The organism is Rhodococcus sp. 06-156-4, assembly GCF_002259345.1.
Classification (GTDB): Bacteria; Actinomycetota; Actinomycetes; order Mycobacteriales; family Mycobacteriaceae; genus Rhodococcoides; species Rhodococcoides fascians_E.
On sequence record NZ_NPGB01000026.1, the window covers coordinates 251242 to 274862 of the forward strand.

Here is a 23621-nt window from a genome sequence, read left to right on the forward strand (position 1 = left end):
CTACCCGCCCACTCGTTCCAGGACGATAGGCGACGCCTCGAACGTGTCTCCGAAAGACCAGGCGTCGGCCATCGCCGCCGTCGCGTACTCGAACTTCTCGGGGGTGTCGGTGTAGAGGGTGGCGATCTTCTGCCCGGCGGTGACGCGGTCCCCAGGCTTCGCGTGCAGACGTACCCCGGCGCCCGCCTGCACCGGCTCGCCCTGCCGCTCCCGCCCCGCGCCGAGCCTCCAGGCGGCGACGCCCACACCCATCGCATCGAGGCCCGTGATCACACCGTCGGACTCGGCGGTGATGTCGTGCGACTCCGCCGCGACCGGAAGCGGAGCCGACGGATCTCCGCCCTGCGCGGAGATCATCGCCTTCCACCGGTCCATGGCAGTACCGTCGGCCAGCTTGTCCGCGGGGTCGACACCTTCGATTCCGGCTGCGGACAGCATCGTTCGGGCAAGCGTGACCGTCAGTTCGACGATGTCCGCGGGCCCTCCGCCGGCGAGAACTTCCAGCGATTCCTCGACCTCGAGCGCGTTGCCTGCGGTCAGTCCGAGCGGTGAATCCATCGCTGTCAGAAGAGCGATGGTGCGCACACCTGCGTCGCTTCCGAGATCGACCATGGCTTCCGCCAATGTCCGAGCGTCGGCGAGGTTCTTCATGAACGCGCCCGCGCCCACCTTGACGTCCAGGACGAGTGCGCCGGTTCCTTCGGCGATCTTCTTGCTCATGATGGAACTGGCGATCAACGGGATCGACTCGACGGTTCCGGTGACGTCACGCAGGGCGTAGAGCCTCTTGTCGGCGGGCGCGAGGTCCGCGTTGGCGGCGCAGACGACGGCACCGACCGCGGGATCGGCGAGGATCCGGTGGATGTCGTCGCCGGTCAGGTCCGCGCGCCACCCAGAAATGGACTCCAACTTGTCGAGCGTGCCCCCGGTGTGGCCCAGCCCCCGACCGGACAGCTGGGGAACCGCAGCGCCGCAGGCGGCCACCAGCGGGGCGAGGGGCAACGTGATCTTGTCACCCACTCCCCCCGTCGAGTGCTTGTCGACGGTGGGCCGGGGCAGACCGCTGAAGTCCATCGTCGATCCAGACGCGATCATCGCCGACGTCCATCGGCTCAGTTCGGAGCGCGTCATGCCTCGCCAGAAGATGGCCATCGCGAGGGCGGCCATCTGCTCGTCGGCGACGACGCCCCGAGTGAAGGCGTCGATCACCCAATCGATCTGGTCGGCGGTGAGCTCGTGGCCGTCGCGTTTGGCGGAGATGACGGAAGTTGCGTCAGACATGGTTCCCTACTCTGCCCGATTCGAGGTCGTCCGGACCGAAGGCAAGCGGCAGCAGGTCCCCCAGCGGGGTCGGTCCGGATGCGGTGTCGACGAGCAATCCGGCCCCGCCGAACTCGAACAACAACTGCCTGCATCGGCCGCAGGGCATCAACTTCTGCCCGCGGCTGTCGCAACATGCGAAGGCGACCAAACGTCCGCCTCCGGTCGAATGAAGGTTGGACACGAGCCCACACTCTGCGCAGAGCCCCAAACCATATGAGACATTTTCCACATTGCATCCGGTGACAATTCGCCCATCGTCCACTAAAGCCGCGGCACCGACCGGATAGTCGGAGTACGGCGCATAGGCTTGCCTCATAACCTCATGAGCTTTGTCTCGCAACGTTTTCCAGTCGATTTCAGGCATGTTCACAATCAAATCACGGGCGAGTCCGCCGTGCACCACAGACGACTGAACCGATCCCGAAGAATTGGGAAGGCAAACCTAACAACGAAATGCAGGTCAGTACGAATCTCGAGTCGAATTAGTTCCAAGTTTCCAATGGGTTTAGAGTTCGAAGACGGCGGCATTCGATAACCGTTCGGAGCCGGAGTAAGACAAATCGAGCCAGGCATTCAAGCCCCGGCTACCAGGCTCGACGCGTCCACCAATGACGTTGGAGGCTTTGCACTCGATGAGTAGCACGACGGAAGTCGCTCCGGCCAAGGAGCGTAAGCGGTCTCTGTACCGCGGTGATCCCGGAATGTGGTCCTGGGTTCTGCACCGGATCACCGGTGTGTTGGTGTTCTTCTTCCTGTTCGTCCACGTTCTGGACACCGCAATGGTCCGGGTCAACCCCGAGACGTACGACGCGATCATCGACACCTACAAGACGCCGCTCGTCGGCCTCATGGAGATCGGTCTCGTCGCTGCAGTGCTGTACCACGCACTCAACGGCATCCGCGTCATGCTGGTCGACTTCTGGTCCAAGGGACCGAAGTACCAGAAGCTGATGCTGTGGGTCATCGCCGCGGTGTGGATCGTGGTCATGATTCCGGGAGCGGGCCGAATCTTCTACAACATGTTCACAGCGAGCGGGCACTGATGGCAACGACACACGGATCCGAGGCCAAGTCCCTCGGCAAGACCTACGACCGACCGGCAAGCCTGGACAACCCGCGCTCGCCGCGCCGGAAGTCCCGCGGCAACTTCGAGCTGTACGCATGGCTGTTCATGCGCTTCTCCGGACTCGCGCTCGTCGTCCTCGTTCTGGGCCACATGTTCATCATGTTGATGCTCGACGAGGGAGTGCACCGCATCAACTTCGCGTTCGTCGCCGGACGCTGGTCGAGCCCCTTCTGGCAGTTCTGGGACCTGACGATGCTGTGGCTGGCTCAGCTGCACGGAGGCAACGGCCTGCGCACCATCATCGCGGACTACTCGCGCAAGGACTCGACCCGATTCTGGCTGACGACGCTGCTCGTACTGTCGATGATCCTGATCATGGGCTTGGGCACCTACGTCATCTTCACCTTCGATCCGAACATTTCGGCGAGCTAAGGGAACTGAAGCATTCATGCAGGAACATCGTTATGACGTGCTCATCGTCGGCGCCGGCGGCGCAGGCATGCGAGCAGCCATCGAAGCCGGCCCCCGGGCCCGCACGGCGGTACTGACCAAGCTCTACCCGACGCGCTCGCACACCGGTGCCGCGCAGGGTGGCATGTGTGCCGCACTCGCCAACGTCGAGGAAGACAACTGGGAGTGGCACACCTTCGACACCGTCAAGGGTGGCGACTACCTCGCCGACCAGGACGCCGTCGAGATCATGGCCAAGGAAGCGATCGACGCCGTTCTGGACCTCGAGAAGATGGGTCTGCCGTTCAACCGGACACCCGAGGGCAAGATCGACCAGCGTCGTTTCGGTGGCCACACCCGTGACCACGGCAAGGCCCCCGTTCGACGTGCGTGTTACGCCGCCGACCGCACCGGCCACATGATCCTCCAGACGCTCTACCAGAACTGCGTCAAGCACGACGTGGAGTTCTACAACGAGTTCTATGCGCTCGATCTCTGCTTGACCGAGACGGACAACGGTCCGGTTGCGACCGGCATCATCGCCTACGAGTTGGCGACGGGCGAACTGCACATCTTCCACGCCAAGTCGATCGTCTTCGCGACGGGCGGCTCGGGCCGGATGTACAAGACCACCTCCAATGCCCACACGCTCACCGGCGACGGTATGGGCATCGTCTTCCGCAAGGGACTTCCCTTGGAGGACATGGAGTTCCACCAGTTCCACCCGACAGGTCTCGCAGGTCTCGGCATCCTCATCTCCGAGGCCGTGCGAGGCGAGGGCGGCATCCTCCGCAACGAGTCCGGCGAGCGCTTCATGGAGCGCTACGCCCCCACCATCAAGGACCTCGCACCTCGCGACATCGTCGCGCGCTCGATGGTCCTCGAGGTACTCGAAGGACGCGGTGGCGGTCCCAACAAGGACTACGTCTACATCGACGTCACGCACATCCCCGAGGAAGTTCTCGACGAGAAACTCCCGGACATCATGGAGTTCTCGCGCACCTACCTCGGCGTGGACCCCGTGAAGGAGCCCGTGCCCGTCTACCCGACGTGCCACTACGTCATGGGCGGTATCCCCACCAAGATCAACGGTGAGGTGCTGCGCAACAACGACGACATCGTCCCCGGCCTCTATGCGGCAGGTGAGTGCGCATGCGTGTCGGTGCACGGCGCAAACCGTCTCGGCACGAACTCGCTGCTCGACATCAACGTCTTCGGACGTCGCTCGGGCATCGCAGCGGCCAAGTACGCCAACTCCGTGGACTTCACCCCGCTTCCGGAGGAGCCGGCGAAGATGGTCGAGGAGTGGCTCGAGCTCGTTCTGTCCGACCACGGCCACGAGCGCGTCGCGGACATCCGCACCGAGCTGCAGCAGTCCATGGACAACAACGCCTCGGTGTTCCGTACCGAGGAGCGTCTCGAGACCGCGCTGAAGGACGTCCGCGCCCTCAAGGAGCGGTACAACCACATCACCGTGCAGGACAAGGGAACTCGCTACAACAGCGATCTCCTCGAGGCCGTCGAACTCGGCTTCCTGCTCGAGATGGCAGAGGTCACGGTCGTCGGAGCACTCAACCGGAAGGAATCGCGCGGCGGACACGCACGCGAGGACTACCCCAACCGCAACGACGACGAGTACATGAAGCACACCATGGCCTACAAAGAAGGCACTGGCCTGCTCACCGACATCCGTCTGGACTACAAGCCGGTAATCCAGACCCGTTACGAGCCGATGGAGCGGAAGTACTGATATGAGCGCCCCCACTCTCGACAAGCCAGATCAGGTCGCCGAGCCGCCCGTGCCCAACGGTGCAGTGATGGTCACCCTGAAGATCGCCCGCTTCAACCCGGAGAACGGCGAAGGACAGCACTGGGACAGCTTCCAGGTGCCGACGCTGCCGACGGACCGCCTGCTCAACCTGCTGCTGTACGTGAAGGGCTACCTCGACGGCACCCTGACGTTCCGTCGCTCCTGTGCGCACGGTGTCTGCGGCTCCGACGCCATGCGCATCAACGGCGTCAACCGTCTCGCCTGCAAGGTGCTGATGCGTGACATGCTGCCGAAGGACTCGTCCAAGTCGTTGACCATCACGATCGAGCCCATCAGGGGTCTGCCGGTCGAGAAGGACCTCATCGTCGACATGGAGCCCTTCTTCGATGCCTTCCGCGCCGTCAAGCCGTTCCTCATGGCCAGCGGCAACGAGCCGACGCGTGAGCGCATCCAGAGCCAGGCCGACCGCGCCCGGTTCGACGACACGACCAAGTGCATCCTCTGTGCATGCTGCACCACGTCGTGCCCCGTCTTCTGGAGCGACGGCAGCTACTTCGGTCCGGCCGCCATCGTCAACGCACACCGGTTCATCTTCGACAGCCGCGACGAAGGCGCCTCCGAGCGTCTGGACATCCTCAACGACGTCGAAGGCGTGTGGCGCTGCCGCACCACCTTCAACTGCACCGACGCATGCCCTCGTGGCATCCAGGTCACCAAGGCGATCCAGGAAGTCAAGCGCGCACTGTTGTTCGCTCGCTAGACCGCTGTCGCCACGGCGTCGCGGGTAGCCGCACCGCTGATCGCGTGAAAGGGCCGTGCATACGATCCACATCGTATGCACGGCCCTTTCGCGTATGTGATGGGTCGGACAGGCCCCGCTGCGTCGAGGGGGAATCAGTCGTCGTGCCGGTCGTCCCAGTCATCGTCGTGCCGGTCGTCCCAGTCATCGTCGTGCCGGTCGTCCCAGTCATCGTCGTGCCGGTCGTCCCAGTCATCGTCGTGCCAGTCGTCGTCGAACGGCTGCGGTGGTACCCCTGGATCGGTTGGGTTCGGCGATGCCGGCGCGGAGTCGGGTGCGGTCGGAGTCGATGTCGGTAGCTGTGCGGGCGCTGGGCTGTCGTCGGCGAGTGCGACGGCGCCGATTCCGCCGAGTGCGAGAAGTGTCGCCGCGGATCCGGCGACGGCGAGCGTGACTACTTTCCTCATGGTGTGTTCCCTTCGATGTCCGACTTTCGGTGACATGGCAAGCATGTCCGTCGAACGTGAGAGGAAGAGGAAGCCGAGATGAGGAAATTCTCATCGTCCACCAGGGTGGATCAGGCCGAGGTCTTGGGCTTCGTCACCGCGGCACCGGCATCGAACGGGAGGAGTAGGCCGCCGACCACCACGACGGTCATGAGGACCCCCAGTGAGGCGAAGGACAGTGCGAACGCCTGCCCCGACTGCCACCCCAACCCGCCGACGACGCCGGTGGACACGGTCAGGGCGATTGCTCCCAGCGCGACGCCCAATCCGGAGAACAGCTCTTGAGCCGACGCGTGGAACGTGTTGGCGTGGGTGAGTCGGTCGCTGTCGATGTCCGCGAAGGCCAGGGTGTTGTACGCGGTGAATCCGACGGACCGCAACGCCCCACTGATCACCAGGACGGCAGCGATGATCACCGGCGACGTGTCCACGTCGACGAGTGCTATCGCTCCGAAGCACAGCACCGACAACGCTCCGTCGGCGATGATGACGGTCCTGATTCCGAATCGTCGCATGAGCGGCGTCGTCGTCGGCTTGACGAGGATGTTGCCCGCGAACAGAGCGATGACCATCAGTCCGGAGACGAACGGCGACCAGCCGAAGCGAAGCTGGAACATCAACGGCAGCAGGAACGGGACAGCCGTGATCAGCATGCGGTAGAACGATCCGTAGGTCGCGGTGTTGCGGAACGACTCGATCTTCAGCACCGTCAGGTCCAGCAGCGGATGCTCGGTCCGGGTCAGGTGAACAGCGGCGACAGCCAGGACCAGCGCCGCGAAGACCACGCCGGTTCCCACCGTGAGCCAGTTCGTTCCCTCGGTGCGAACACCGTCTAGGGACACGATCAACACCGCGACACCGACGGCAGTAGCCACCAACCCGCGCCAGTCGAGTGGCCGACGCGCCCGGCTGCCGTCGACGCCGCGCACGAGCCGCAGTCCCACCACGAATCCGATGATGCCGAGCGGCACGTTGATCAGGAAGATCCACCGCCAGGACGCATAGGTGACGATTGCGCCGCCGACCGCGGGGGCGATGACCGGCGCGGTCAGTGCAGGCCAGGTGAGGTACGCGATCGCTCGCACGAGTTCGGTTTTCGTCGTGGCGCGCAGCACTGCCAGCCTGCCGACCGGCACCATCATGGCGCCGCCGACGCCTTGCAGTACCCGCATCACGACCAGAGCCGGAAGGGTCGGGCTCAGCGCACACCCGATCGACGCCGCGGTGAACACCACGATCGCAGCCAGGAACACACGTCGAACACCGAAGCGGTCGGCCATCCACCCGCTCGCCGGGATCAGAACGGCGAGCGTGAGGATGTACGACGAGATGGCGATACCGATGTCGACCGGATCCACTCCGAACGATTCGGCCATCGCGGGCACAGCGGTCGCGATGACCGTCGCGTCGAGAATTTCCATGAACAACGCGCCGGCGACGAGCAGCGCCAGCCCGCGAGGAAATACCGACGCGCCTGCGCCGGTCAGAACTCCTCGTGGGTGTCGGGATCCTGGCCCCAGATACGCCCACGCTCCAGTGACGAGATCGCCGCCACCTCGTCGTCGGTCAGGGTGAAACCGAAGATGTCGAGGTTCTGGCGCTGACGGTCAGGGTTGGACGACTTCGGTAGCGACACCGAACCGAGCTGATTGTGCCACCGCAGGACCACCTGGCCCGGCGAAACGTCGTGTGCGGCGGCTGCATCCGCAACCGGGTCGGCCTTCAACAGCTCCGAGCCTCGACCGAGTGGACTCCAGCTCTCGGTGACGATTCCGTGCTCGGCGTGGTACGCGCGCAACCGTGCTTGGGGGAAGTACGGATGGAGCTCGATCTGGTTGACCACCGGAGCAACTCCGGTCTCCTGCACCAGCCGGTCGAGATGCGCTTCGGTGAAGTTGGAAACACCGATCGACGTCGCGACACCGTCACGCTGGAGGTCGATCATCGCGCGCCACGTGTCCACGTACTTGTCCACCTTCGGCAGGGGCCAGTGGATGAGCAGCAGGTCGATTCGTTCCAGGCCCAGGTTCTCCAGCGAGAGCCGGACGGATTCCTTGGCCTCGTCGTAGCCGTGGTAGTGACCGGGAATCTTCGTCGTCACGAGAATCTCGTCACGAGGAACGCCGGACTCCCGGACAGCCTGTCCGACGCCTTCCTCGCTGCCGTACCGCAGCGCGGTGTCGATCAGACGGTAACCGGATTCGAGCGCCGACGTGACCGTCGCCGCCATGTCTTCCCCGTCGGCGACAACCGTCCCCAGACCCACTGCGGGGAGGACGGTTCCGTCGGCGAGCGGGAATGTCGATGTCATGGAACCTCTTTCGATCAGTATTCGACGGTGACCGTTCGGCCGCCCTCGTTCATCGATACCACGAGTGCGTCGGCGACGAGACCGGCGCGCAGGCCCGCGTCGGCGTCGGCGAGGGTGGAGGCGCGGCCTTCCTCGATCGAATCGACCCATTCCTGGAGTTCGAGTCGGTAGGCCTCGGCGTAGCGGGGAACCCAGTCGAGGGGGTATTCGATGGAGCGCTTGAGTTCGCTGTCGACGATGACGTGTGCCGGGATGGCGAACTGCGCGATCCCTTCTTCCCCGACGATCTCGCATCGCGTGTCGTAACCGTACCGTGCGTTCACGAACAGTTCGACGGTCATGAGAACGTCGGATTCGGTGCGCAGCAGCATGATCTGGGGGTCCTGACGAACTCCCGAGTACTTGCTGGTGCGTCCCGCATGCCAGCTGACCTCGGTGATGGGTGAGCCGAGCAGCCACGGCATGATGTCGAGCTCGTGGATCGCGGAGTTGGTGATGGTCGCGGCGGAGTCGCCGGGACCGGCCACCACGTTGCGGCTGATGCAGTGCGCAACGAGGGTGTCGCCGATCCGCTCGGGTGCCGCTGCGCGCTTGAGTTCGTTGTACGCGGGGTCGAATCGGCGCATGAACCCGACGGTGATGAGGTTGCGGTCGCCCTGTGCGGCGATGATCTCGCGGCACAGGTCGGCCGTCGGCGCGAGGGGCTTCTCGCACAGGACCGGCTTGCCCGCTGCGAGCGCGGCGTGCACGAGCTCGGCGTGGGTGGAGTCGTGCGACGCCACGACGATCGCGTCGACCGAGTCGCTGGCGATGAGCTCGAAGCCGTCGGCCGCCACGTCTGCGGCCTTCAGCTCTGCGGCGACGGTCTTGGCCCGGTCGGTGTCGAAATCGGCGACTGCCGACACCTCCGCACCCGAGATCGATCCGTTGATCTTGCGAGCATGATCGGCACCCATGACGCCGACTCCGATGATTCCAACGCGTACAGTCATGTGCTGAGTATTACATCCTGATGTCCTAACAAACTACCCTTCGACAGAACAGGTTTGCCGATGACTTCGCTACCCGTCTCCACCGTGCCGAATCCGAACGAGGCACCGGTACTGCGTTGGGGCATTCTCGGTCCGGGCTGGATCGCGGACCGCTTCGCCGAATCGCTGGCGAAGAACTCGACTCAGCAGGTCGTGGCCGTGGCCTCCCGAAGCGAAGATCGCGCAGCGGAATTCGCCGGGCGCCACTCCCTGCCGAAGTCCTACGGAAGCTACGACGCTCTGCTCGCCGATCCGGACATCGACGTCGTCTACATCGCGACGCCGCACACCGAACACCACACGAACGCGCTGGCGTCGATAGCCGCAGGCAAGCACGTGCTCGTCGAGAAGCCACTTGCCGTCGATGCAACTCGCGCCGCCGAGATCGGTGCAGCCGCCGCCGAAGCAGGCGTGTTCGTAGGCGAAGCCATGTGGACGAAGTTCCTGCCGAAGTTCGACGTACTCCGGCAGATCGTCGACAGCGGCGTGCTCGGCCCGATCCGGACGGTCCTGGTGGACCACGGCGAGTACTTCACCACCGACCACCGCATCTACGACCCGGCACTGGCAGGCGGCCCGTTGCTGGACCTCGGCACCTACGACGCATCGTTCATCCACACGATCCTGGGTGCGCCCGAGTCCATCACCGCCGTCGGCCAGCCCGCGAACGACGAACTGAACGGCCAGGTCTCCGCCGTGCTGACCCACACCGGCGGCAACCATTCGGTCATGAACACCACGATCCTGAGCAACACCCCGACGTCGGCGACGATCTGTGGCCGCGACGGAACGCTGACGGTCGAGGGCCCGTTCTTCATGCCGGGATCCTTCACCGTGACCCTCCGCGACGGCGAGACCCTCGAGTACCGCGAGGACAAGGGCGTGCAGGTGGACGGTCTCCACTACGCAGCCGTCGATGCTGCCCGCGCGATCGGCGAAGGACGCCTCGAATCGTCGGTGCACACGATCGAGGACGCCGTGCAGACGTTGGCGATCATCGACTCGATTCGCGGACAGCTGGGCATCACCGACGGCCCGTTCGCCCGGTAACGACGCGCGCCGGAGCCCTCAGCGCACAGCCGGGGTGTTGAACCTCGTCACGATCTGGATCGGAGACGGCTCGGCCGCGACGCCGTCGACGGCACCTGCGGCCTGCATCAGCAGGCGGCAGGCCGTCCTGGCGTCGGCGCGCAGGTCGTGGTGCAGCACGGCCGACAAGGCTCCGGAGCGCAGCAGCGGCCGGTTGTCGCCGTCGAGGTCGTGTGCGACGAACACCCGGCACCTCCTGCCCGCCCGTTCGAACGCCCGGACCGCGCCGGTGTTGCCGCCGCCGATGGAGTACACGGCCTCGATGTCCGGGTACTCCGCGAGCGCGTCCGAGACCCGTTCCTCCACCGTCGAGTCGAGCCCCTCACTGTCGGATATCTCGACGACGCGTCTGCCGGAGTCCAACGCCCGCAACGTGCTGCGGAACCCGATCTCCCTCTCCCCCTCGTTCCTGAAGATGTTGCTGGTCAACAAGATCAGTACCGAGGACTGCGCGTCGCCCAGCCAGGAGTCGACCAGGTAGGCCGCGGTGGATCCCGCCGCCCGATTGTCGATGCCGACGTAGCCGAGCCGCGCGCTGCTCGGCACGTCGGTCACGTACGTCACGACGGGAATACCGAGTGCCACGAGCCGGTCGACCGCCTCCACCACCTCGGGGTCGTCCGGCGCCTTGACGATGACACCGTGCGATCCGCGCGCGGTGAACCGGCCCAGCGTGTCCACCATCTCGGTCACCGATTCGGTCTCCCGGAAGTGGAACCGGCACCGAACCACGGCGGGCGAGAGCATCGGCAGTTCCGCCTCCAGCGCCGCCCTGAATTCCGCCGAGAAGCGCGCGGGTGTCTGCATGACGACGTCGAACAGAAACTTCCTGCCGTTCAGACGAAGCTGTGACCGCTGTTTGTCCAGGTCGGAAATCGCTTGCTGCACTTCCGCTCTGGTAGCACTGCGCACCCCCGGCCGCTCGTGAAGTACGCGGTCGACGGTGGCGCGACTGAGCCCGGCTTGCTGGGCGATCTCACTGACCTTGTAGCGATGCGTCACGACCATCCTCTGAGGCGTTTTTGATGCGTTCCGACGGTTGATCCTACGCCTCGATCTGAGTCACACTCGAGGTCTACATTTCTCCTGCAGAAAGACCACCACAGATGGGCGTAACCGTCGGCGTCATCGGCCTTGGCCGGATCGGCGCATTTCACACCGACACACTGAGCACGCTCGCCGGGGTCGACGGACTCGTCGTCACCGACGAGCGCCCCGCCGTCACGGAGGCAGTCGCCTCGAAGTTCGGCGCCACCTCGGTCGACAGCGCTGAGGCATTGTTGAAGTCCGGAGTCGACGGAGTTGTCGTCGCTGCGGCAACTCCGGCACATGCTTCGCTCGTACTCGCGTGCGTCGACGCCGGCATCCCCGTGTTCTGCGAGAAGCCGATCGCCGCCACCCCCGGCGAGAGCCTTGCCGTCGTCCAGGGCATCGAGTCGTCGGGCGTCCAGGTGCAGATCGGCTACAACCGCCGGTTCGCACCGGCGTTCGCCGCGGCCAAGAACGCTGTTGCGTCGGGCGATCTCGGATGGCTGCACACCGTCCGCTCGACCACTCTCGATCCTGCGCCCCCGCCGCTCGACTATGTCGCGGTCTCGGGGGGCATCTTCCGTGACTGCAGCGTCCACGACTTCGACATCGTCCGGTGGATCGTCGGCCACGAGGTCACCGAGGTGTCCGCGGCCGGGTCCAACCAGGGCGACCCGAAGTTCACCGAGTACGGCGACGTCGATACCGCTACGACGACGCTCACGTTCGAGAACGGAACGATCGGCGTCGTCTCGAACACCCGCTACAACGCGCGCGGATACGACTGCCGCCTAGAGGTGCACGGATCGAACGACGCCGTTGTCGCCGGCTGGGACCAGCAGGTTCCGGTGCGCAACCTCGAATCCGGTGCGACGTTCCCAGGTGGGACGCCTCACTCGTTCTTCATGGACCGCTTCACCTCGGCATACCAGGCCGAGCTCGGCGCGTTCGTCGACGTGATCTCCGGACGCATCGAATCCCCCTGCACCGCACGCGATGCGCTCGAAGTGGCCTACATCGCCGAGGCGGCCACCCTGTCCCTGCAACAGCACCGACCGGTGCGAATCGACGAGGTACGACTGTGACAACGACACACACCGACATCCGAATCGCCGGCGCGCCCATCTCCTGGGGCGTCTGCGAAGTTCCCGGCTGGGGATACCAGATCGACTCCCAGCGCGTCCTGACCGAGATGCGCGACGCCGGATTGACCGCCACCGAGGTCGGACCCGAAGGGTTCCTGCCCGCCGATCCCGACGAGCTGGCCGCAACCCTGGACAAGTACGACCTGAAATCCGTCGGCGGTTTCGCACCCGTGCTGCTGCATCACGCCCACCACGACCCGGTGCCCGGCATCGCCCCCCTGCTCGACGCGTTCGTCGCCTCCCGCGCCGAAGTACTCGTCCTCGCGGCAGCCACCGGCAGCGACGGCTACGACTCACGCCCCGAACTCGACGACGCACAGTGGAACACACTGCTCGGCAACCTCGATCGACTCCAAGCCGCTGCCGCGGAACGGGGCATCCGCGCCGTGCTTCACCCGCACGTCGGAACGATGATCGAACAGCGCGACGAGGTGCTGCGCGTGCTCGACGGCTCCTCGATCCCACTGTGCCTCGACACCGGCCACCTTCTCATCGGCGGAACGAACCCGCTCGAACTGGTGGAGGCCTACGCGTCGCGCATCACCCATGCACACCTCAAGGACGTCGACGCAGCGCTCGCCGGGCGCGTGCAAGCCGGTGAATTGACCTACACCGAAGCCGTCGCGCAGGGCATGTACACGCCACTCGGAACGGGCGACGTCGACATCGCGAAGGTGGTGAACGAGCTGCTCGACGCCGGTTTCGACGGCTGGTTCGTGCTCGAGCAGGACACCATTCTCGCCGAGGAGCCTGCCGGTGCCGGTCCTGTGAGCGACGTCATTTCCAGCGTCGCCTACCTTCGGAGCGTCGTGGAGGCCCGGGTACCGTCCTGAGACGTGAATCAACTCAGGATCGGCGTCCTCGGTGCATCTCGAATCGCCGAGGAAGCAATCGTCGAGCCCGCCACCGCCCTCGGACACCGCCTCGTCGCGTGCGCTGCGCGTGACAAGGCGCGTGCCGAGGCGTTCGGTGACAAGTACGGATTCGAGCGCGTGCTCGAGTCCTACCAGGACGTCGTCGACGACCCGGACGTCGACGTCGTCTACAACCCACTGGCAAATTCGCTGCATGCACCGTGGAATCTGGCTGCGATCCGTGCGGGCAAATCGGTATTGACCGAGAAACCGTTCTCGCGCGATCGTGAGGAAGCCGTCCGGGTCTCCGCTGCGGCGGACGCCGCGAACATCGTTGTCATGGAAGGGTTTCACTACCTCTTCCACCCCGTGACGCAGCGGATCTTCCAACTCGTCGCCGACGGCACGCTGGGCGAACTGCGCCACGTCGAGGTCGAGATGCGTATGCCCGCACCCGAGCCCGATGATCTTCGGTGGCCACTCGACCTCGCCGGCGGCGTCATGATGGACCTCGGGTGCTACGGGCTGCACGTTCTGCGCCACCTCGGTGCCTACGCGGGCGGCGAACCGACCGTTCGCGAGGCACGCGCCGTCGAACGGCACCCGGGAGTCGACGAGTCGTTCGACGCGAACGTCGAATTCCCCAGCGGCGCAACAGGTGCAACCCTGAACTCGATGACGGACCCAGACTATCTGTTCACCCTGCGCGTCACCGGATCCAGGGGCGAAGCGTTCGCGCACAACTACATCAAGCCCAGCACCGACGACCGCGTGAGCATCACCGTCGGAAACACCACCAGTACCGAGCATCTGGGAACCCGCTCGTCGTACTTGTATCAGCTCGAGGCGTTCGCGCGTCACCTGCAGCACGGAACCGAGCTTCCGATGGGCCCCGGCGACGCCGTCGCGAACATGGCGATGGTCGACGACGCCTACCGGGCCGCAGGAATGTCGCCCCGCTAACGGGGCGACATCTCGGCATCACGCCCCTGGCGTCACCCAGCTGCCCGAAGCAACCGACTGCGTCATCGCGTCGAGCACCTCGGCGCTACGAACGGCGTCCCACACCGTCGCACCGGCGGGCTTGCCGTCTGCAATCGACTGGAGGAACCGCTTGGCCTCGATGATCTTGAGATCGTCGTAGCCCATCGACGAGGCCGAACCCGGTTGGAACGCACCGTATTCACCGTGCTTGGGACCGACGTACACCGTCTGGACGGACTGATCCTGGTACTTGTCTCCGACGCTCAGCCCGAGTTCACCCAGCCGGCGGAAGTCCCAGAAGACAGCGCCCTTGGTGCCGTGGATCTCGAAGCCGTACGCGTTCTGCTCCCCTACCGACACTCGGCTCGCCTCGAGCGTTGCGCGGGCACCCGACGCGAGCCGGATCTGGCTCGAGACATAATCCTCGTTCTCCACCGGACCCAGCTCCCCGCCCGTGGCGAGCGCATGTCCACTGGTCGCGCCGGTCGGCTTGGCGCGCTGCGGGACGAACACCGCGGTGTCGGCAACGAGGGACTCGATGTCTCCCAGCAGGTACCAGAGCAGGTCGGCACCGTGCGAGGCAAGGTCACCGAGGACGCCGTTGCCGCCGCGCGCCCGCTCGAAGCGCCAGCTCAGTGCACCGTCCGGGTGTGCGGCGTAGTCGCTGAAGAATCGGAAACGCGCGTGGGTGACGGTTCCGATCTCACCCGCGGCAATGAGCGCCTTCGCTTCCTCGACCGCGGGCGCGTTGCGGTAGTTGAAGCCGACGGCCGTCTGCACGCCCGCCTTGTCCGCCGCGACGGCGACTGCGCGCGCATCGTCGGACGACAATCCCACGGGCTTCTCGATCCAGATGTGCTTGCCCGCCTCGACCATGGCGGTGCCGATGGTGCGATGCAGGAAATTCGGGGCCGTGATCGACACTGCACCGATGGTCGAATCGTTCTCGATGTCGTGCCAGTCGGTGGTGGCGTCGGCGAAACCGAACTGCGCAGCGGCTTCCTCGGCGCGCCCGGGAACCTCGTCCGCGACGGAGGCCAACACGGGCGTCAGCGCCAGATCCGGGTAGTGATGCCGGACGCGGGCATAGGCCTGGGTGTGCACCCGGCCCATCCAGCCGAATCCGGCAACTCCGACGCGAATGTTCTGCACTGAGCTCACGAGCTGTTCTCCTGACGTTTACGTGAGTGGAAATGTAGGCCAGGCCTACATTTCCACTCACGTGAAGGGGACGGTGGCGAATGGACGTCAGCTTTGGACCGGTCCAATCTATGTAAAGTGTGAACCACGCAGGACGGTCGAGTCAACACCGAACTGCTAGCGTTCACCCGGACCACCGGGATACGAGGAGAGGACGGCGCAGTGAGCAGGCCGACCATCCGCACCGTGGCAGCCCACGCAGGCGTGTCCAAATCTCTTGTCTCGCTCGTCCTCCGCGGATCCAGCTCGGTCAGCGACGAGAAACGCGCCGCTGTGGAACACGCCATCACCGAGCTCGGCTACCGCCCCAACCTGAGCGCCCGCAGCCTGACCCAACGCCGTACCGACATCGTCGGCGTTCTTCTCAACGACCTACGCAACCCCTGGTTCGTCGACTGCCTCGAAGGCATGAACTCGGTTCTGCAAGAACAGGACCTGAAGATGTTCCTCGCCGACGGCAGGCTGGACCGCAGCTCCGATTCGTCCTTCGTCCGAAGCTTCATGGATCTGCGCCTCGACGGCCTCGCGCTCGTCGGCACCCGGACACCGACCCCCACGATCCTCGAGGCGGCTCGCACCATTCCGACGGTCGTGGTCGCCAGCCGCGATCTGGATCTGCCCGGCGTGGACGTCGTCGCGAACGACGATGCGATGGGCACCGCACTCGCGATCGATCACCTCGTCGCACTCGGGCACACCAGAATCGCTCATCTCGCCGGAACCGGTGCAGTCGCGAACATTCGGGCCGCCAGTTACCGCGCTGCCATGGCCGAGCACGGACTGGACCGGTTCGCCTCGGTCGTCCCGAGCGGTATGACCGAGGACGACGGGTACGCCGCCGCGTCGGCGATTCTGGACGGTACCGACGCACCGTCGGCGATCTTCGCCGTCAACGACATCGTGGCCATCGGCGCGATGACGGCCTGCAAGGAACGGCAGATTTCCGTGCCCGAGGACATTTCCATCGTCGGCTACGACAACACCTCGCTCGCCGGACTACGGCACGTGTGGCTCACCAGCGTGGACAACGCCACCTACGAACTGGGGCGACTGGCGGCTACAGCGCTGGTCGGCCGAATCTCGGACGCCGCCGCACCGGGCACGCTCACCCTCATCCCCCCGAGCCTGCAGGTTCGGGGTTCGACAGCGGCGCCGCGCTGACGTACTACCGGTCGACCACCGTGGTGTCGAAGTAGTACCGCGACGCCCGATAGGCGTGCGATCCGAACTCGACGACACTGCCGGAGTCGTCGAACGCGGTGCGGTGCATCGTGAGGAGCGGGGCCTTGTACTTCTCGTCCAGCAGCAGCGCCTCGTCGCGGTCCGCGGCCTTGGCGCCGATGCGCTGGCGAGCGAGCCGGATGTGCACTCCACGCGTACGCAGCGACTGGTAGAGACCGTGCGTCTCGAGTTCGTCCGGGTCGGGAGCGATGGCAGTGGGCAGATGGTTGGTCATCAGCGCCAGCGGCTCGCCGTTGGTACTTCTGAGTCGCCGAATGGTCGTGACCTCGGTGTCGTCGGAGATGTTGAGCTCACGCGCGACCTCGTCCGTCGCGATACCGACGTGATAGTCGAGAAGCTTGGTGGATGGGCTCTGGCCTGCGCGGGCCAGGTCGTCGAACAGGCTCGTCAGCTCGACGGGGCGGTGCACCGGACTCTGCACGACCTGGGTCCCGACGCCACGCTTGCGTACGAGCAGGCCTTTGTCGACCAGCTCCTGGATGGCGCGGCGGGTGGTCGGACGGGACAGGTTCAGCCGTTTGGCCAGGGCCAGTTCGTTCTCGAACCGGTCCCCCGGAGCCAATTGCCCACCGAGAATCGCGGCTTCGATCGCCTGCGCGAGCTGGAAGTAGAGAGGTACCGGGCTGCCCCTGTCGAGCTCGACGGACAAGGGCGTGGCGACCGACGACCCCACGGGGGGTGTGCCGGTGTCGCCTGCGGACACGTTGGACGCAGTCACAGTCCAGCTCTCCATATCTCCTCGAAGGGCGAGCAGATCCACGCCCAGCTTGATCGAGAGTGTAGGCGAACACTAACATCGGCATGACTGGAAGTAAGAATGTCAGGACAAAGTATTGACATGACGCTGTGGTCTGAAGCACAGTAATAGCAGACAGGCTTTCCTGCGTAGCACCTCGCATGTTGTGTCCCCAATACCCTCTGGAGTCGATCTTGACCACCTCAGCCGATGCGAACACCACGGCCTTCGACGTCCTCGCCATCGGGCGCAGCGGCGTGGACATCTACCCCCTGCAGACCGGAGTCGGACTGGAACAGGTCGAGACCTTCGGCAAGTTCCTCGGCGGTAGCGCAGCGAACGTCACCGTCGCCGCAGCACGCCTGGGCAACAAGTCGGCTCTGATCTCGGGCGTCGGCAACGACCCGTTCGGCCGGTACGTCGCAGGCGAACTGGCCCGACTCGGTGTCGACAATCGCTTCGTCGTCACCGACTCGCAGTACGCGACACCGGTCACCTTCTGCGAGATCTTCCCGCCCGACGACTTTCCGCTGTACTTCTACCGCAAGCCGTCCGCACCCGACCTGCAGATCCGACCCGAAGACATCGACGTCGAAGCCGTGAAGAACGCACGCCTCTACTGGTCCACCGTCACCGGACTGTCCGAGGAGCCGAGCCGCAGCGCGCACTTCGCCGCCTGGGAAGCACGCGGCCGGGCACCACTGACGGTCCTCGACCTCGACTACCGGCCGATGTTCTGGGAAACCACCGCAGCCGCAACCGAACAGGTCCAGAAGGCACTCCAGCACGTCACCGTCGCCGTCGGGAACAAGGAAGAGTGCGAGGTGGCCGTCGGCGAGACGGACCCGCACAAGGCCGCCGACGCCCTCCTCGACCTCGGTGTCGAGCTCGCGATCGTCAAGATGGGCCCGAAGGGCGTCATGGGCAAGACCCGATCGGAAACCGTCACCGTTCCCCCCAACTTCGTCGACGTCGTCAACGGCCTCGGTGCAGGAGACAGCTTCGGCGGCTCGCTGTGCCACGGATTGCTCGGTGGCTGGCCGCTCGAGAAGATCCTCCGATACGGAAACGCTGCAGGCGCCATCGTCGCCTCGCGGCTCGAGTGCTCCACCGCAATGCCCACCGCGGCCGAGGTCGCCGCTCTCGCAGAAGATTCCGCCACAGAAGAGAAGAAGACCGAGGCCGCCAATGTCTGAGACCACTTTGACCCCTGCACCTGCAGCGTCCAGCTACGCCGAAATTGCTGCCATTCGTGCGAGCGACCCGCAGGCCATCGAACGAGCATGGGCAACCCGCGCCACGCGTGAGACCATCCGCGGAAACGGCCGGCTCATGATCGTCGCCGCCGACCACCCCGCCCGCGGCGCACTGTCGGTCGGATCCAACATGACCGCGATGAACAGCCGCACCGAGCTGCTCGACCGTCTGCGCACCGCACTGGAGAACCCCGGCGTCGACGGTGTCCTCGCCTCCTCGGAGATATTGGACGACCTGGTGCTCCTCGGCGCACTCGAGGACAAGGTCGTCTTCTCGTCGATGAACCGTGGCGGGCTCGCGGGCGCATCGTTCGAACTGGACGACCGTATGACGGGCGCCACCGCAGCATCCACCGCCAAGGCCCGGATGAACGGCGCCAAGATGCTCACCCGCATCGCCCTGGACGATCCGGGAACACTGGAGACGATGACCGCCTGCGCCCAGGCGATCGACGAGCTCGCCGAGCGTCAGCTCATCGCCATGGTCGAGCCGTTCCTGTCCAGCCGCGTCGAAGGCCGCGTCAAGAACGATCTCAGTGCCGACGCCGTCATCAAGTCCATTCACATCACGCAGGGCCTCGGTTCGACGTCCGCCTACACGTGGATGAAGCTCCCCGTCGTCGACGAGATGGAGCGCGTCATGGACGCCACGACGCTCCCCACGCTGCTTCTGGGTGGAGATCCTCAGACCGCACCGGAGGAGACGTACGCGAGCTGGGCCAAGGCGCTCGAGATCCCGGCCGTCCGTGGTCTGATCGTCGGACGCACCCTGCTGTACCCCCAGGACGGCGATGTCGCAGGCGCCGTTGCCACCGCTGTGAACATGGTGAGGTGAGTCGATGAATTCCGAGTACTACATCGCAGCTGGATCCGGTAGCAAGGACGGCTTCGACGTCGTCGTGACACCCGAGTCCGCAGCCAGGAGTGGAGCCGGCGGAACGACCCGAATCGACTGGACGGAATCGAGTCTCTGGACGGTGACACTCGCGGCCGGACAGTCCGTCGATCTGAACTCCGGTTCCGACGAGATCATGGTCGTGCCGCTGTCGGGTTCGGCCACCGTCACCAGCGAAGGCACCAAGTTCGATCTCGCGGGGCGCGCATCCGTCTTCGACGGGCCCTCCGACTTCGCTTATGTCGGAAGAGATTCCGCGTACACGCTCTCGAGCGTCGACGGCGGACGCTTCGCACTGTGCGGCGCCCGCGCCGAGAAGAAGCTTCCGTTCCGCTACGTCCCCGCAGCCGACATCTCTGTGGAACTGCGCGGCGCAGGAAACTGCAGCCGGCAGGTTCACAACTTCGGCACCGCCGACACCTTCGAAGCCGACTCGCTCATCGCGTGCGAGGTCATCACCCCCGGTGGCAACTGGTCGTCCTACCCGGGCCACAAGCACGACGAGAACACCGAGCACGAGTCCGCCCTCGAGGAGATCTACTACTTCGAGATCGCACCGGGCCCCGATAGCAGCAACGGTTTCGGTTACCACCGCGTCTACGGAACCCCGGCACGTCCCATCGAGGTCCTCGAAGAGGTCCGTACCGGAGACGTCGTCCTCGTTCCGCACGGCTACCACGGCCCGTCCGTCGCTGCACCGGGTTACCACATGTACTACCTGAACGTCATGGCCGGTCCGGGCCGCGAACGGGCATGGAACATCGTCGACGACCCCGAGCACACCTGGATCCGCGGCACCTGGGCAGACCAGGCCGTCGATCCTCGCCTTCCCCTCAACTCCGCATCGACAGGAGCATGACCGTGGTGTCCACCGCACCGATTTCGGCGAGCAAGACCGAAAACACCGAAGGCACGGTACATCTCACCGTGTCCCAGGCAACCGTGAAGTTCCTGGCGAACCAGTACGTCGAGCGTGACGGCGTGCGCACCAAGTTCTTCGCAGGCGCGTTCGGCATCTTCGGACACGGCAACGTGGCCGGCCTCGGCCAGGCGCTTCTGCAGGCCGAGATCGACGCCGTCGAAGCCGGCACCGAGCCGGAACTCCCCTACGTCCTGGGACGCAACGAGCAGGCGATGGTGCACAGCGCCGTCGCCTACGCACGGCAGAAGGATCGTCTCCAGGCGTGGGCCGTCACGGCCAGCGTCGGACCCGGCTCGACGAACATGCTGACCGGCGCTGCTCTGGCGACGATCAACCGCCTGCCGGTCCTGCTGCTGCCTGCCGACACGTTCGCCACCCGCGCGAGCGCCCCGGTGCTGCAGGAACTGGAGCTGCCGTCGAGCGGCGACGTCACGGTCAACGACTCGTTCAAGCCTCTCTCCCGCTACTTCGACCGCGTGTGGCGCCCGGAGCAGTTGCCCGGCGCACTGCTCGGTGCAATGCGCGTGCTCACCGATCCCGTCGAGACCGGTGCCGCCACCGTCGCCATCCCGCAGGACGTTCAGGCCGAGGCATTCGACTGGCCGGAGTCGCTGTTCGCGCCGCGTACCTGGCACGTCGCACGCCCGCTGCCCGAGAAGTCCGTGATCTCGCGAGCGGCCGAGGTAATCCGCACCGCGAAGAAGCCGCTGATCGTCGCGGGCGGCGGCGTGATCTACTCCGGCGCCACCGATGCACTCGCTGCACTGTGCGAGAAGACCGGCATTCCGGTCGGCCAGAGCCAGGCAGGCAAGGGCTCGCTGAAGTACGACCACCCGCAGTCCGTCGGCGCTCTCGGATCCACCGGCACCACCGCTGCCAACGCGCTGGCCACCGACGCCGACGTCATCATCGGGATCGGTACGCGCTACAGCGATTTCACCTCTGCATCGCGCACCGCGTTCAACAACCCCGATGTTCGGTTCGTCAACATCAACGTCGCGTCGATCGACTCGGTCAAGCAGGGCGGCATCTCCGTCGTCTCCGACGCTCGCGAGGCCCTGGAGGCGTTGATCGACGCCATCGGCGACTACGAGGTTCCCGCCGAGTACCGCACTCTCGTCTCCGAGCTCGCTCAGCAGTGGGACGACACGGTTTCCTCGGTCTACAAGATCGAGGATTCCACCGCACCTCTGAACCAGAACCAGGTCATCGGCCTCGCGAACACGCTGTCCGACCCGCGCGACGTCGTCGTCTGCGCAGCAGGCTCGATGCCCGGAGATCTCCACAAGCTCTGGCGCACACGGGATTCCAAGGGATACCACGTCGAGTACGGCTTCTCGTGCATGGGCTACGAGGTGGCGGGCGGCATCGGCGCCAAGATGGCCGAGCCCGACCGCGACGTGTTCATCATGGTCGGTGACGGCTCCTACCTCATGATGGCGACCGAACTGGTCACCGCCGTGCAGGAAGGCGTCAAGGTCATCATGATCCTGGTGCAGAACCACGGGTTCGCGTCGATCGGATCGTTGTCGGAATCGCTCGGTTCCCAGCGCTTCGGCACCGACTACCGCTACCGCGCCGAGAACGGACGACTGCAGGGCGGCATTTTGCCGGTCGACCTCGCTGCCAATGCAGCCAGCCTCGGTGTCGACGTGGTGCGCGTGAACAACGGCAACGAGTTCACCGACGCGGTCAAGGCCGCCAAGGCGAGCGAAACGTCCACCGTCATCCATGTGGAGACCGATCCGCTGATCGCGGCACCGGACTCCGAATCGTGGTGGGACGTACCGGTCAGCGCGACCTCGACTCTCGAATCGACACAGACCGCGTACGCCACCTACGAGAAGTGGAAGAAGATCCAGCGCCCCTTCCTCCGCCCGTCCGGCAACTGACAACACTAGGACCAAGCCGACACCATGAAGATCGCACTCGATCCCACCCCGTTCCATCACGATTTCTCGCTGCTGGAGCTGCCCCGCGTCGTAGCCGACCTCGGCTACGAGTACCTGCAGCTGACCCCGCACGTCGACATGATCCCGTTCTACAACCACCCGAAGGCCGACGACGACCTGGTCGCCAAGTTCAAGAAGGCCTGCAAGGATGCCGGCGTCGGCATCGCCTCCGTGCTCCCCGTGTTGCGCTGGGCAGGCCCGGACGAGGATGCGCGCGAGGCCGCAGTTCGGTACTGGAAGCGAGCCATTCAGATCACCGTCGACCTCGGCGTGAACGTCATGAACACCGAGTTCAGCGGACGCCCGGAGAAGGCGGAGGAGTCCGAGCGAGCGTTCTACCGCTCGATGGAGGAACTGGTTCCGATCGTCGAACGTGAAGGTATCGACGTTCGCATCGACCCGCACCCCGACGATTTCGTCGAAGACGGACAGGCTGCCATCCGGGTCATCCGCGGCATCAACTCCAAGAACTTCGGCATGGTCGTCGTCGCGTGCCACCAGTTCCACATGGGTGGCGATCTGCCCAGAATCTTCGAGACCGCAGGCGATCTCGTTCGTCTGGTGCACGTCGCGGACACGATGGACCACCACCGCTCGCACGGGCTTCGCTACATCACGAACCCGCCCGGAAATGCAGTGCGCGTTCACCAGCACCTCAAGATCGGGGATGGCGACGTCAACTGGGACGAGTTCTTCGGCGGCCTGAGCAAGCTCGGGTTCTACGACAAGGACAACACCGTCATGGTCTCCAGCGTGTTCGGCGAGAACGAGAACGCCGACGAAGTGTCGCGTTACCAGCTGAAGACCATCAACGACTACATCGCACGGCACCGCTGACATCAGTTACAAAGGACAAGGACACTCATGAGCAACGTAATCGGACACTGGGTGGACGGTAAGCCGTTCGCTGGTACCTCCACCACCACCGCACCGGTCACCAACCCCGCCACCGGCGAGGTCACCGGCCAGCTCGCACTCGCCAACCTCGACGACGCACGCACCGTCATCGACGCCGCCGCAACCGCCTTCCCCGCCTGGCGCGACACCTCCCTCGCCAAACGCACCCAAATCCTCTTCAACTTCCGCGAACTACTCAACAAGAAAAAAGGCGAACTCGCCG

General features: G+C 65.2%; 24 protein-coding genes. 15 read left to right on the forward strand and 9 right to left on the reverse strand.

The genetic code is table 11. The annotated features are described in order from the left end of the window. Both CH290_RS18660 and CH290_RS18665 read right to left on the reverse strand, forming a co-directional pair. Entirely contained in the window at positions 1-1281 is a 1281-nt protein-coding gene (locus CH290_RS18660; protein WP_020112181.1) for a thymidine phosphorylase, read from the reverse strand. Then, positions 1274-1687: a cytidine deaminase gene (locus tag CH290_RS18665; protein WP_080748804.1), complete on the reverse strand. Its 414-nt coding sequence runs from the start codon at positions 1685-1687 to the stop codon at positions 1274-1276. The genes CH290_RS18660 and CH290_RS18665 overlap by 8 nt, the downstream gene beginning before the upstream one ends. 268 nt (positions 1688-1955) lie before the next feature. On the opposite strand from CH290_RS18665, the gene sdhC reads away from it, so the two are divergent. The 4 genes from sdhC to CH290_RS18685 are packed head-to-tail and all read left to right on the forward strand — an operon-like array spanning position 1956 to position 5370. Further along, positions 1956-2366, forward strand: coding sequence for a succinate dehydrogenase, cytochrome b556 subunit (sdhC, locus tag CH290_RS18670; RefSeq protein ID WP_094620628.1), 411 nt, complete (start codon positions 1956-1958; stop codon positions 2364-2366). Continuing rightward, entirely contained in the window at positions 2366-2821 is a 456-nt protein-coding gene (locus CH290_RS18675; protein WP_019666214.1) for a succinate dehydrogenase hydrophobic membrane anchor subunit, read from the forward strand. The genes sdhC and CH290_RS18675 overlap by 1 nt, the downstream gene beginning before the upstream one ends. Positions 2822-2837: 16 nt before the next feature. Beyond that, on the forward strand, positions 2838-4589 hold the full coding sequence (sdhA, locus tag CH290_RS18680) for a succinate dehydrogenase flavoprotein subunit (RefSeq protein WP_019666215.1): 1752 nt from the start codon (positions 2838-2840) through the stop codon (positions 4587-4589). 1 nt (position 4590) lies between these two features. Then, complete coding sequence (locus CH290_RS18685; RefSeq protein ID WP_019666216.1) at positions 4591-5370, forward strand: succinate dehydrogenase iron-sulfur subunit; 780 nt, start codon at positions 4591-4593, stop codon at positions 5368-5370. A 134-nt stretch (positions 5371-5504) separates the two neighbouring features. Here the strand turns inward: CH290_RS18685 and CH290_RS29995 are convergent, their stop codons facing one another. From CH290_RS29995 to CH290_RS18705, 4 genes are all read right to left on the reverse strand, one after another. Then, a complete protein-coding gene (locus CH290_RS29995) occupies positions 5505-5816 on the reverse strand; it encodes a hypothetical protein (protein ID WP_020112183.1) in 312 nt (103 codons plus the stop codon). 110 nt (positions 5817-5926) lie between these two features. Continuing rightward, entirely contained in the window at positions 5927-7306 is a 1380-nt protein-coding gene (locus tag CH290_RS18695) for an MFS transporter (protein WP_027498885.1), read from the reverse strand. Between the two features lie 32 nt (positions 7307-7338). After that, positions 7339-8166: an aldo/keto reductase gene (locus CH290_RS18700; RefSeq protein WP_020112185.1), complete on the reverse strand. Its 828-nt coding sequence runs from the start codon at positions 8164-8166 to the stop codon at positions 7339-7341. A 14-nt stretch (positions 8167-8180) separates the two neighbouring features. Then, positions 8181-9158 (reverse strand): Gfo/Idh/MocA family oxidoreductase, encoded by a 978-nt coding sequence (locus tag CH290_RS18705; RefSeq protein ID WP_019666220.1) that lies wholly within the window; start codon positions 9156-9158, stop codon positions 8181-8183. A 60-nt stretch (positions 9159-9218) separates the two neighbouring features. Here CH290_RS18705 and CH290_RS18710 point away from each other — a divergent pair, with 60 nt between their 5' ends. Then, positions 9219-10247: a Gfo/Idh/MocA family protein gene (locus CH290_RS18710; protein ID WP_020112186.1), complete on the forward strand. Its 1029-nt coding sequence runs from the start codon at positions 9219-9221 to the stop codon at positions 10245-10247. Positions 10248-10265: 18 nt separating this feature from the next. Here the strand turns inward: CH290_RS18710 and CH290_RS18715 are convergent, their stop codons facing one another. Continuing rightward, entirely contained in the window at positions 10266-11288 is a 1023-nt protein-coding gene (locus tag CH290_RS18715) for a LacI family DNA-binding transcriptional regulator (RefSeq protein ID WP_033190630.1), read from the reverse strand. Between the two features lie 104 nt (positions 11289-11392). Between CH290_RS18715 and CH290_RS18720 the strand changes: the two genes are divergently transcribed. Genes CH290_RS18720 through CH290_RS18730 form a run of 3 tightly spaced genes read left to right on the forward strand, consistent with a single transcriptional unit; the run spans position 11393 to position 14277 of the window. Continuing rightward, complete coding sequence (locus tag CH290_RS18720) at positions 11393-12400, forward strand: Gfo/Idh/MocA family protein (protein WP_033190490.1); 1008 nt, start codon at positions 11393-11395, stop codon at positions 12398-12400. After that, positions 12397-13293 (forward strand): sugar phosphate isomerase/epimerase family protein, encoded by an 897-nt coding sequence (locus CH290_RS18725; RefSeq protein WP_020112189.1) that lies wholly within the window; start codon positions 12397-12399, stop codon positions 13291-13293. The genes CH290_RS18720 and CH290_RS18725 overlap by 4 nt, the downstream gene beginning before the upstream one ends. A 3-nt stretch (positions 13294-13296) precedes the next feature. Further along, complete coding sequence (locus CH290_RS18730) at positions 13297-14277, forward strand: Gfo/Idh/MocA family protein (RefSeq protein ID WP_033190489.1); 981 nt, start codon at positions 13297-13299, stop codon at positions 14275-14277. An 18-nt stretch (positions 14278-14295) separates the two neighbouring features. Here the strand turns inward: CH290_RS18730 and CH290_RS18735 are convergent, their stop codons facing one another. Continuing rightward, positions 14296-15450, reverse strand: a complete 1155-nt coding sequence (locus CH290_RS18735) for a Gfo/Idh/MocA family protein (RefSeq protein WP_020112191.1) — start codon at positions 15448-15450, stop codon at positions 14296-14298. Between the two features lie 210 nt (positions 15451-15660). On the opposite strand from CH290_RS18735, the gene CH290_RS18740 reads away from it, so the two are divergent. Further along, positions 15661-16659, forward strand: coding sequence for a LacI family DNA-binding transcriptional regulator (locus CH290_RS18740; RefSeq protein WP_019666227.1), 999 nt, complete (start codon positions 15661-15663; stop codon positions 16657-16659). A gap of 4 nt (positions 16660-16663) precedes the next feature. Here CH290_RS18740 and CH290_RS18745 read toward each other — a convergent pair whose 3' ends face one another. Next, on the reverse strand, positions 16664-17473 hold the full coding sequence (locus CH290_RS18745; protein ID WP_230594144.1) for a GntR family transcriptional regulator: 810 nt from the start codon (positions 17471-17473) through the stop codon (positions 16664-16666). A 164-nt stretch (positions 17474-17637) separates the two neighbouring features. Here CH290_RS18745 and iolC point away from each other — a divergent pair, with 164 nt between their 5' ends. The 6 genes from iolC to CH290_RS18775 form a co-directional block, all read left to right on the forward strand. Then, the gene (gene iolC, locus CH290_RS18750; protein ID WP_495677181.1) at positions 17638-18672 is read left to right on the forward strand and encodes a 5-dehydro-2-deoxygluconokinase; all 1035 of its coding nucleotides are present in this window, start codon (positions 17638-17640) and stop codon (positions 18670-18672) included. After that, entirely contained in the window at positions 18665-19567 is a 903-nt protein-coding gene (locus CH290_RS18755) for a Cgl0159 family (beta/alpha)8-fold protein (RefSeq protein WP_020112193.1), read from the forward strand. The genes iolC and CH290_RS18755 overlap by 8 nt, the downstream gene beginning before the upstream one ends. Positions 19568-19571: 4 nt before the next feature. Continuing rightward, positions 19572-20486, forward strand: a complete 915-nt coding sequence (gene iolB, locus CH290_RS18760; protein ID WP_033190488.1) for a 5-deoxy-glucuronate isomerase — start codon at positions 19572-19574, stop codon at positions 20484-20486. Then, positions 20483-22441: a 3D-(3,5/4)-trihydroxycyclohexane-1,2-dione acylhydrolase (decyclizing) gene (gene iolD, locus CH290_RS18765; protein ID WP_170947478.1), complete on the forward strand. Its 1959-nt coding sequence runs from the start codon at positions 20483-20485 to the stop codon at positions 22439-22441. Before iolB ends, iolD begins: the two co-directional genes overlap by 4 nt. A gap of 24 nt (positions 22442-22465) precedes the next feature. Next, positions 22466-23338: a sugar phosphate isomerase/epimerase family protein gene (locus CH290_RS18770; protein ID WP_033190487.1), complete on the forward strand. Its 873-nt coding sequence runs from the start codon at positions 22466-22468 to the stop codon at positions 23336-23338. Positions 23339-23365: 27 nt separating this feature from the next. Then, a partial coding sequence (locus CH290_RS18775) for an aldehyde dehydrogenase family protein (RefSeq protein WP_141216119.1) occupies positions 23366-23621 on the forward strand: 256 nt, incomplete at its 3' end.

Bases quoted from the DNA above. Each gene is read 5' to 3' on its own strand.
- CH290_RS18745 (WP_230594144.1), bottom strand. From the start codon at position 17,473: ATGGAGAGCTGGACTGTGACTGCGTCCAACGTGTCCGCAGGCGACACC.
- iolD (WP_170947478.1), top strand. From the start codon at position 20,483: ATGACCGTGGTGTCCACCGCACCGATTTCGGCGAGCAAGACCGAAAAC.
- CH290_RS18705 (WP_019666220.1), bottom strand. From the start codon at position 9,158: ATGACTGTACGCGTTGGAATCATCGGAGTCGGCGTCATGGGTGCCGAT.
- CH290_RS18675 (WP_019666214.1), top strand. From the start codon at position 2,366: ATGGCAACGACACACGGATCCGAGGCCAAGTCCCTCGGCAAGACCTAC.
- sdhA (WP_019666215.1), top strand. From the start codon at position 2,838: ATGCAGGAACATCGTTATGACGTGCTCATCGTCGGCGCCGGCGGCGCA.
- sdhC (WP_094620628.1), top strand. From the start codon at position 1,956: ATGAGTAGCACGACGGAAGTCGCTCCGGCCAAGGAGCGTAAGCGGTCT.
- CH290_RS29995 (WP_020112183.1), bottom strand. From the start codon at position 5,816: ATGAGGAAAGTAGTCACGCTCGCCGTCGCCGGATCCGCGGCGACACTT.
- CH290_RS18720 (WP_033190490.1), top strand. From the start codon at position 11,393: ATGGGCGTAACCGTCGGCGTCATCGGCCTTGGCCGGATCGGCGCATTT.
- CH290_RS18710 (WP_020112186.1), top strand. From the start codon at position 9,219: ATGACTTCGCTACCCGTCTCCACCGTGCCGAATCCGAACGAGGCACCG.
- CH290_RS18700 (WP_020112185.1), bottom strand. From the start codon at position 8,166: ATGACATCGACATTCCCGCTCGCCGACGGAACCGTCCTCCCCGCAGTG.
- CH290_RS18755 (WP_020112193.1), top strand. From the start codon at position 18,665: ATGTCTGAGACCACTTTGACCCCTGCACCTGCAGCGTCCAGCTACGCC.
- CH290_RS18665 (WP_080748804.1), bottom strand. From the start codon at position 1,687: ATGCCTGAAATCGACTGGAAAACGTTGCGAGACAAAGCTCATGAGGTT.
- iolC (WP_495677181.1), top strand. From the start codon at position 17,638: ATGTTGTGTCCCCAATACCCTCTGGAGTCGATCTTGACCACCTCAGCC.
- iolB (WP_033190488.1), top strand. From the start codon at position 19,572: ATGAATTCCGAGTACTACATCGCAGCTGGATCCGGTAGCAAGGACGGC.
- CH290_RS18685 (WP_019666216.1), top strand. From the start codon at position 4,591: ATGAGCGCCCCCACTCTCGACAAGCCAGATCAGGTCGCCGAGCCGCCC.
- CH290_RS18770 (WP_033190487.1), top strand. From the start codon at position 22,466: ATGAAGATCGCACTCGATCCCACCCCGTTCCATCACGATTTCTCGCTG.
- CH290_RS18660 (WP_020112181.1), bottom strand. From the start codon at position 1,281: ATGTCTGACGCAACTTCCGTCATCTCCGCCAAACGCGACGGCCACGAG.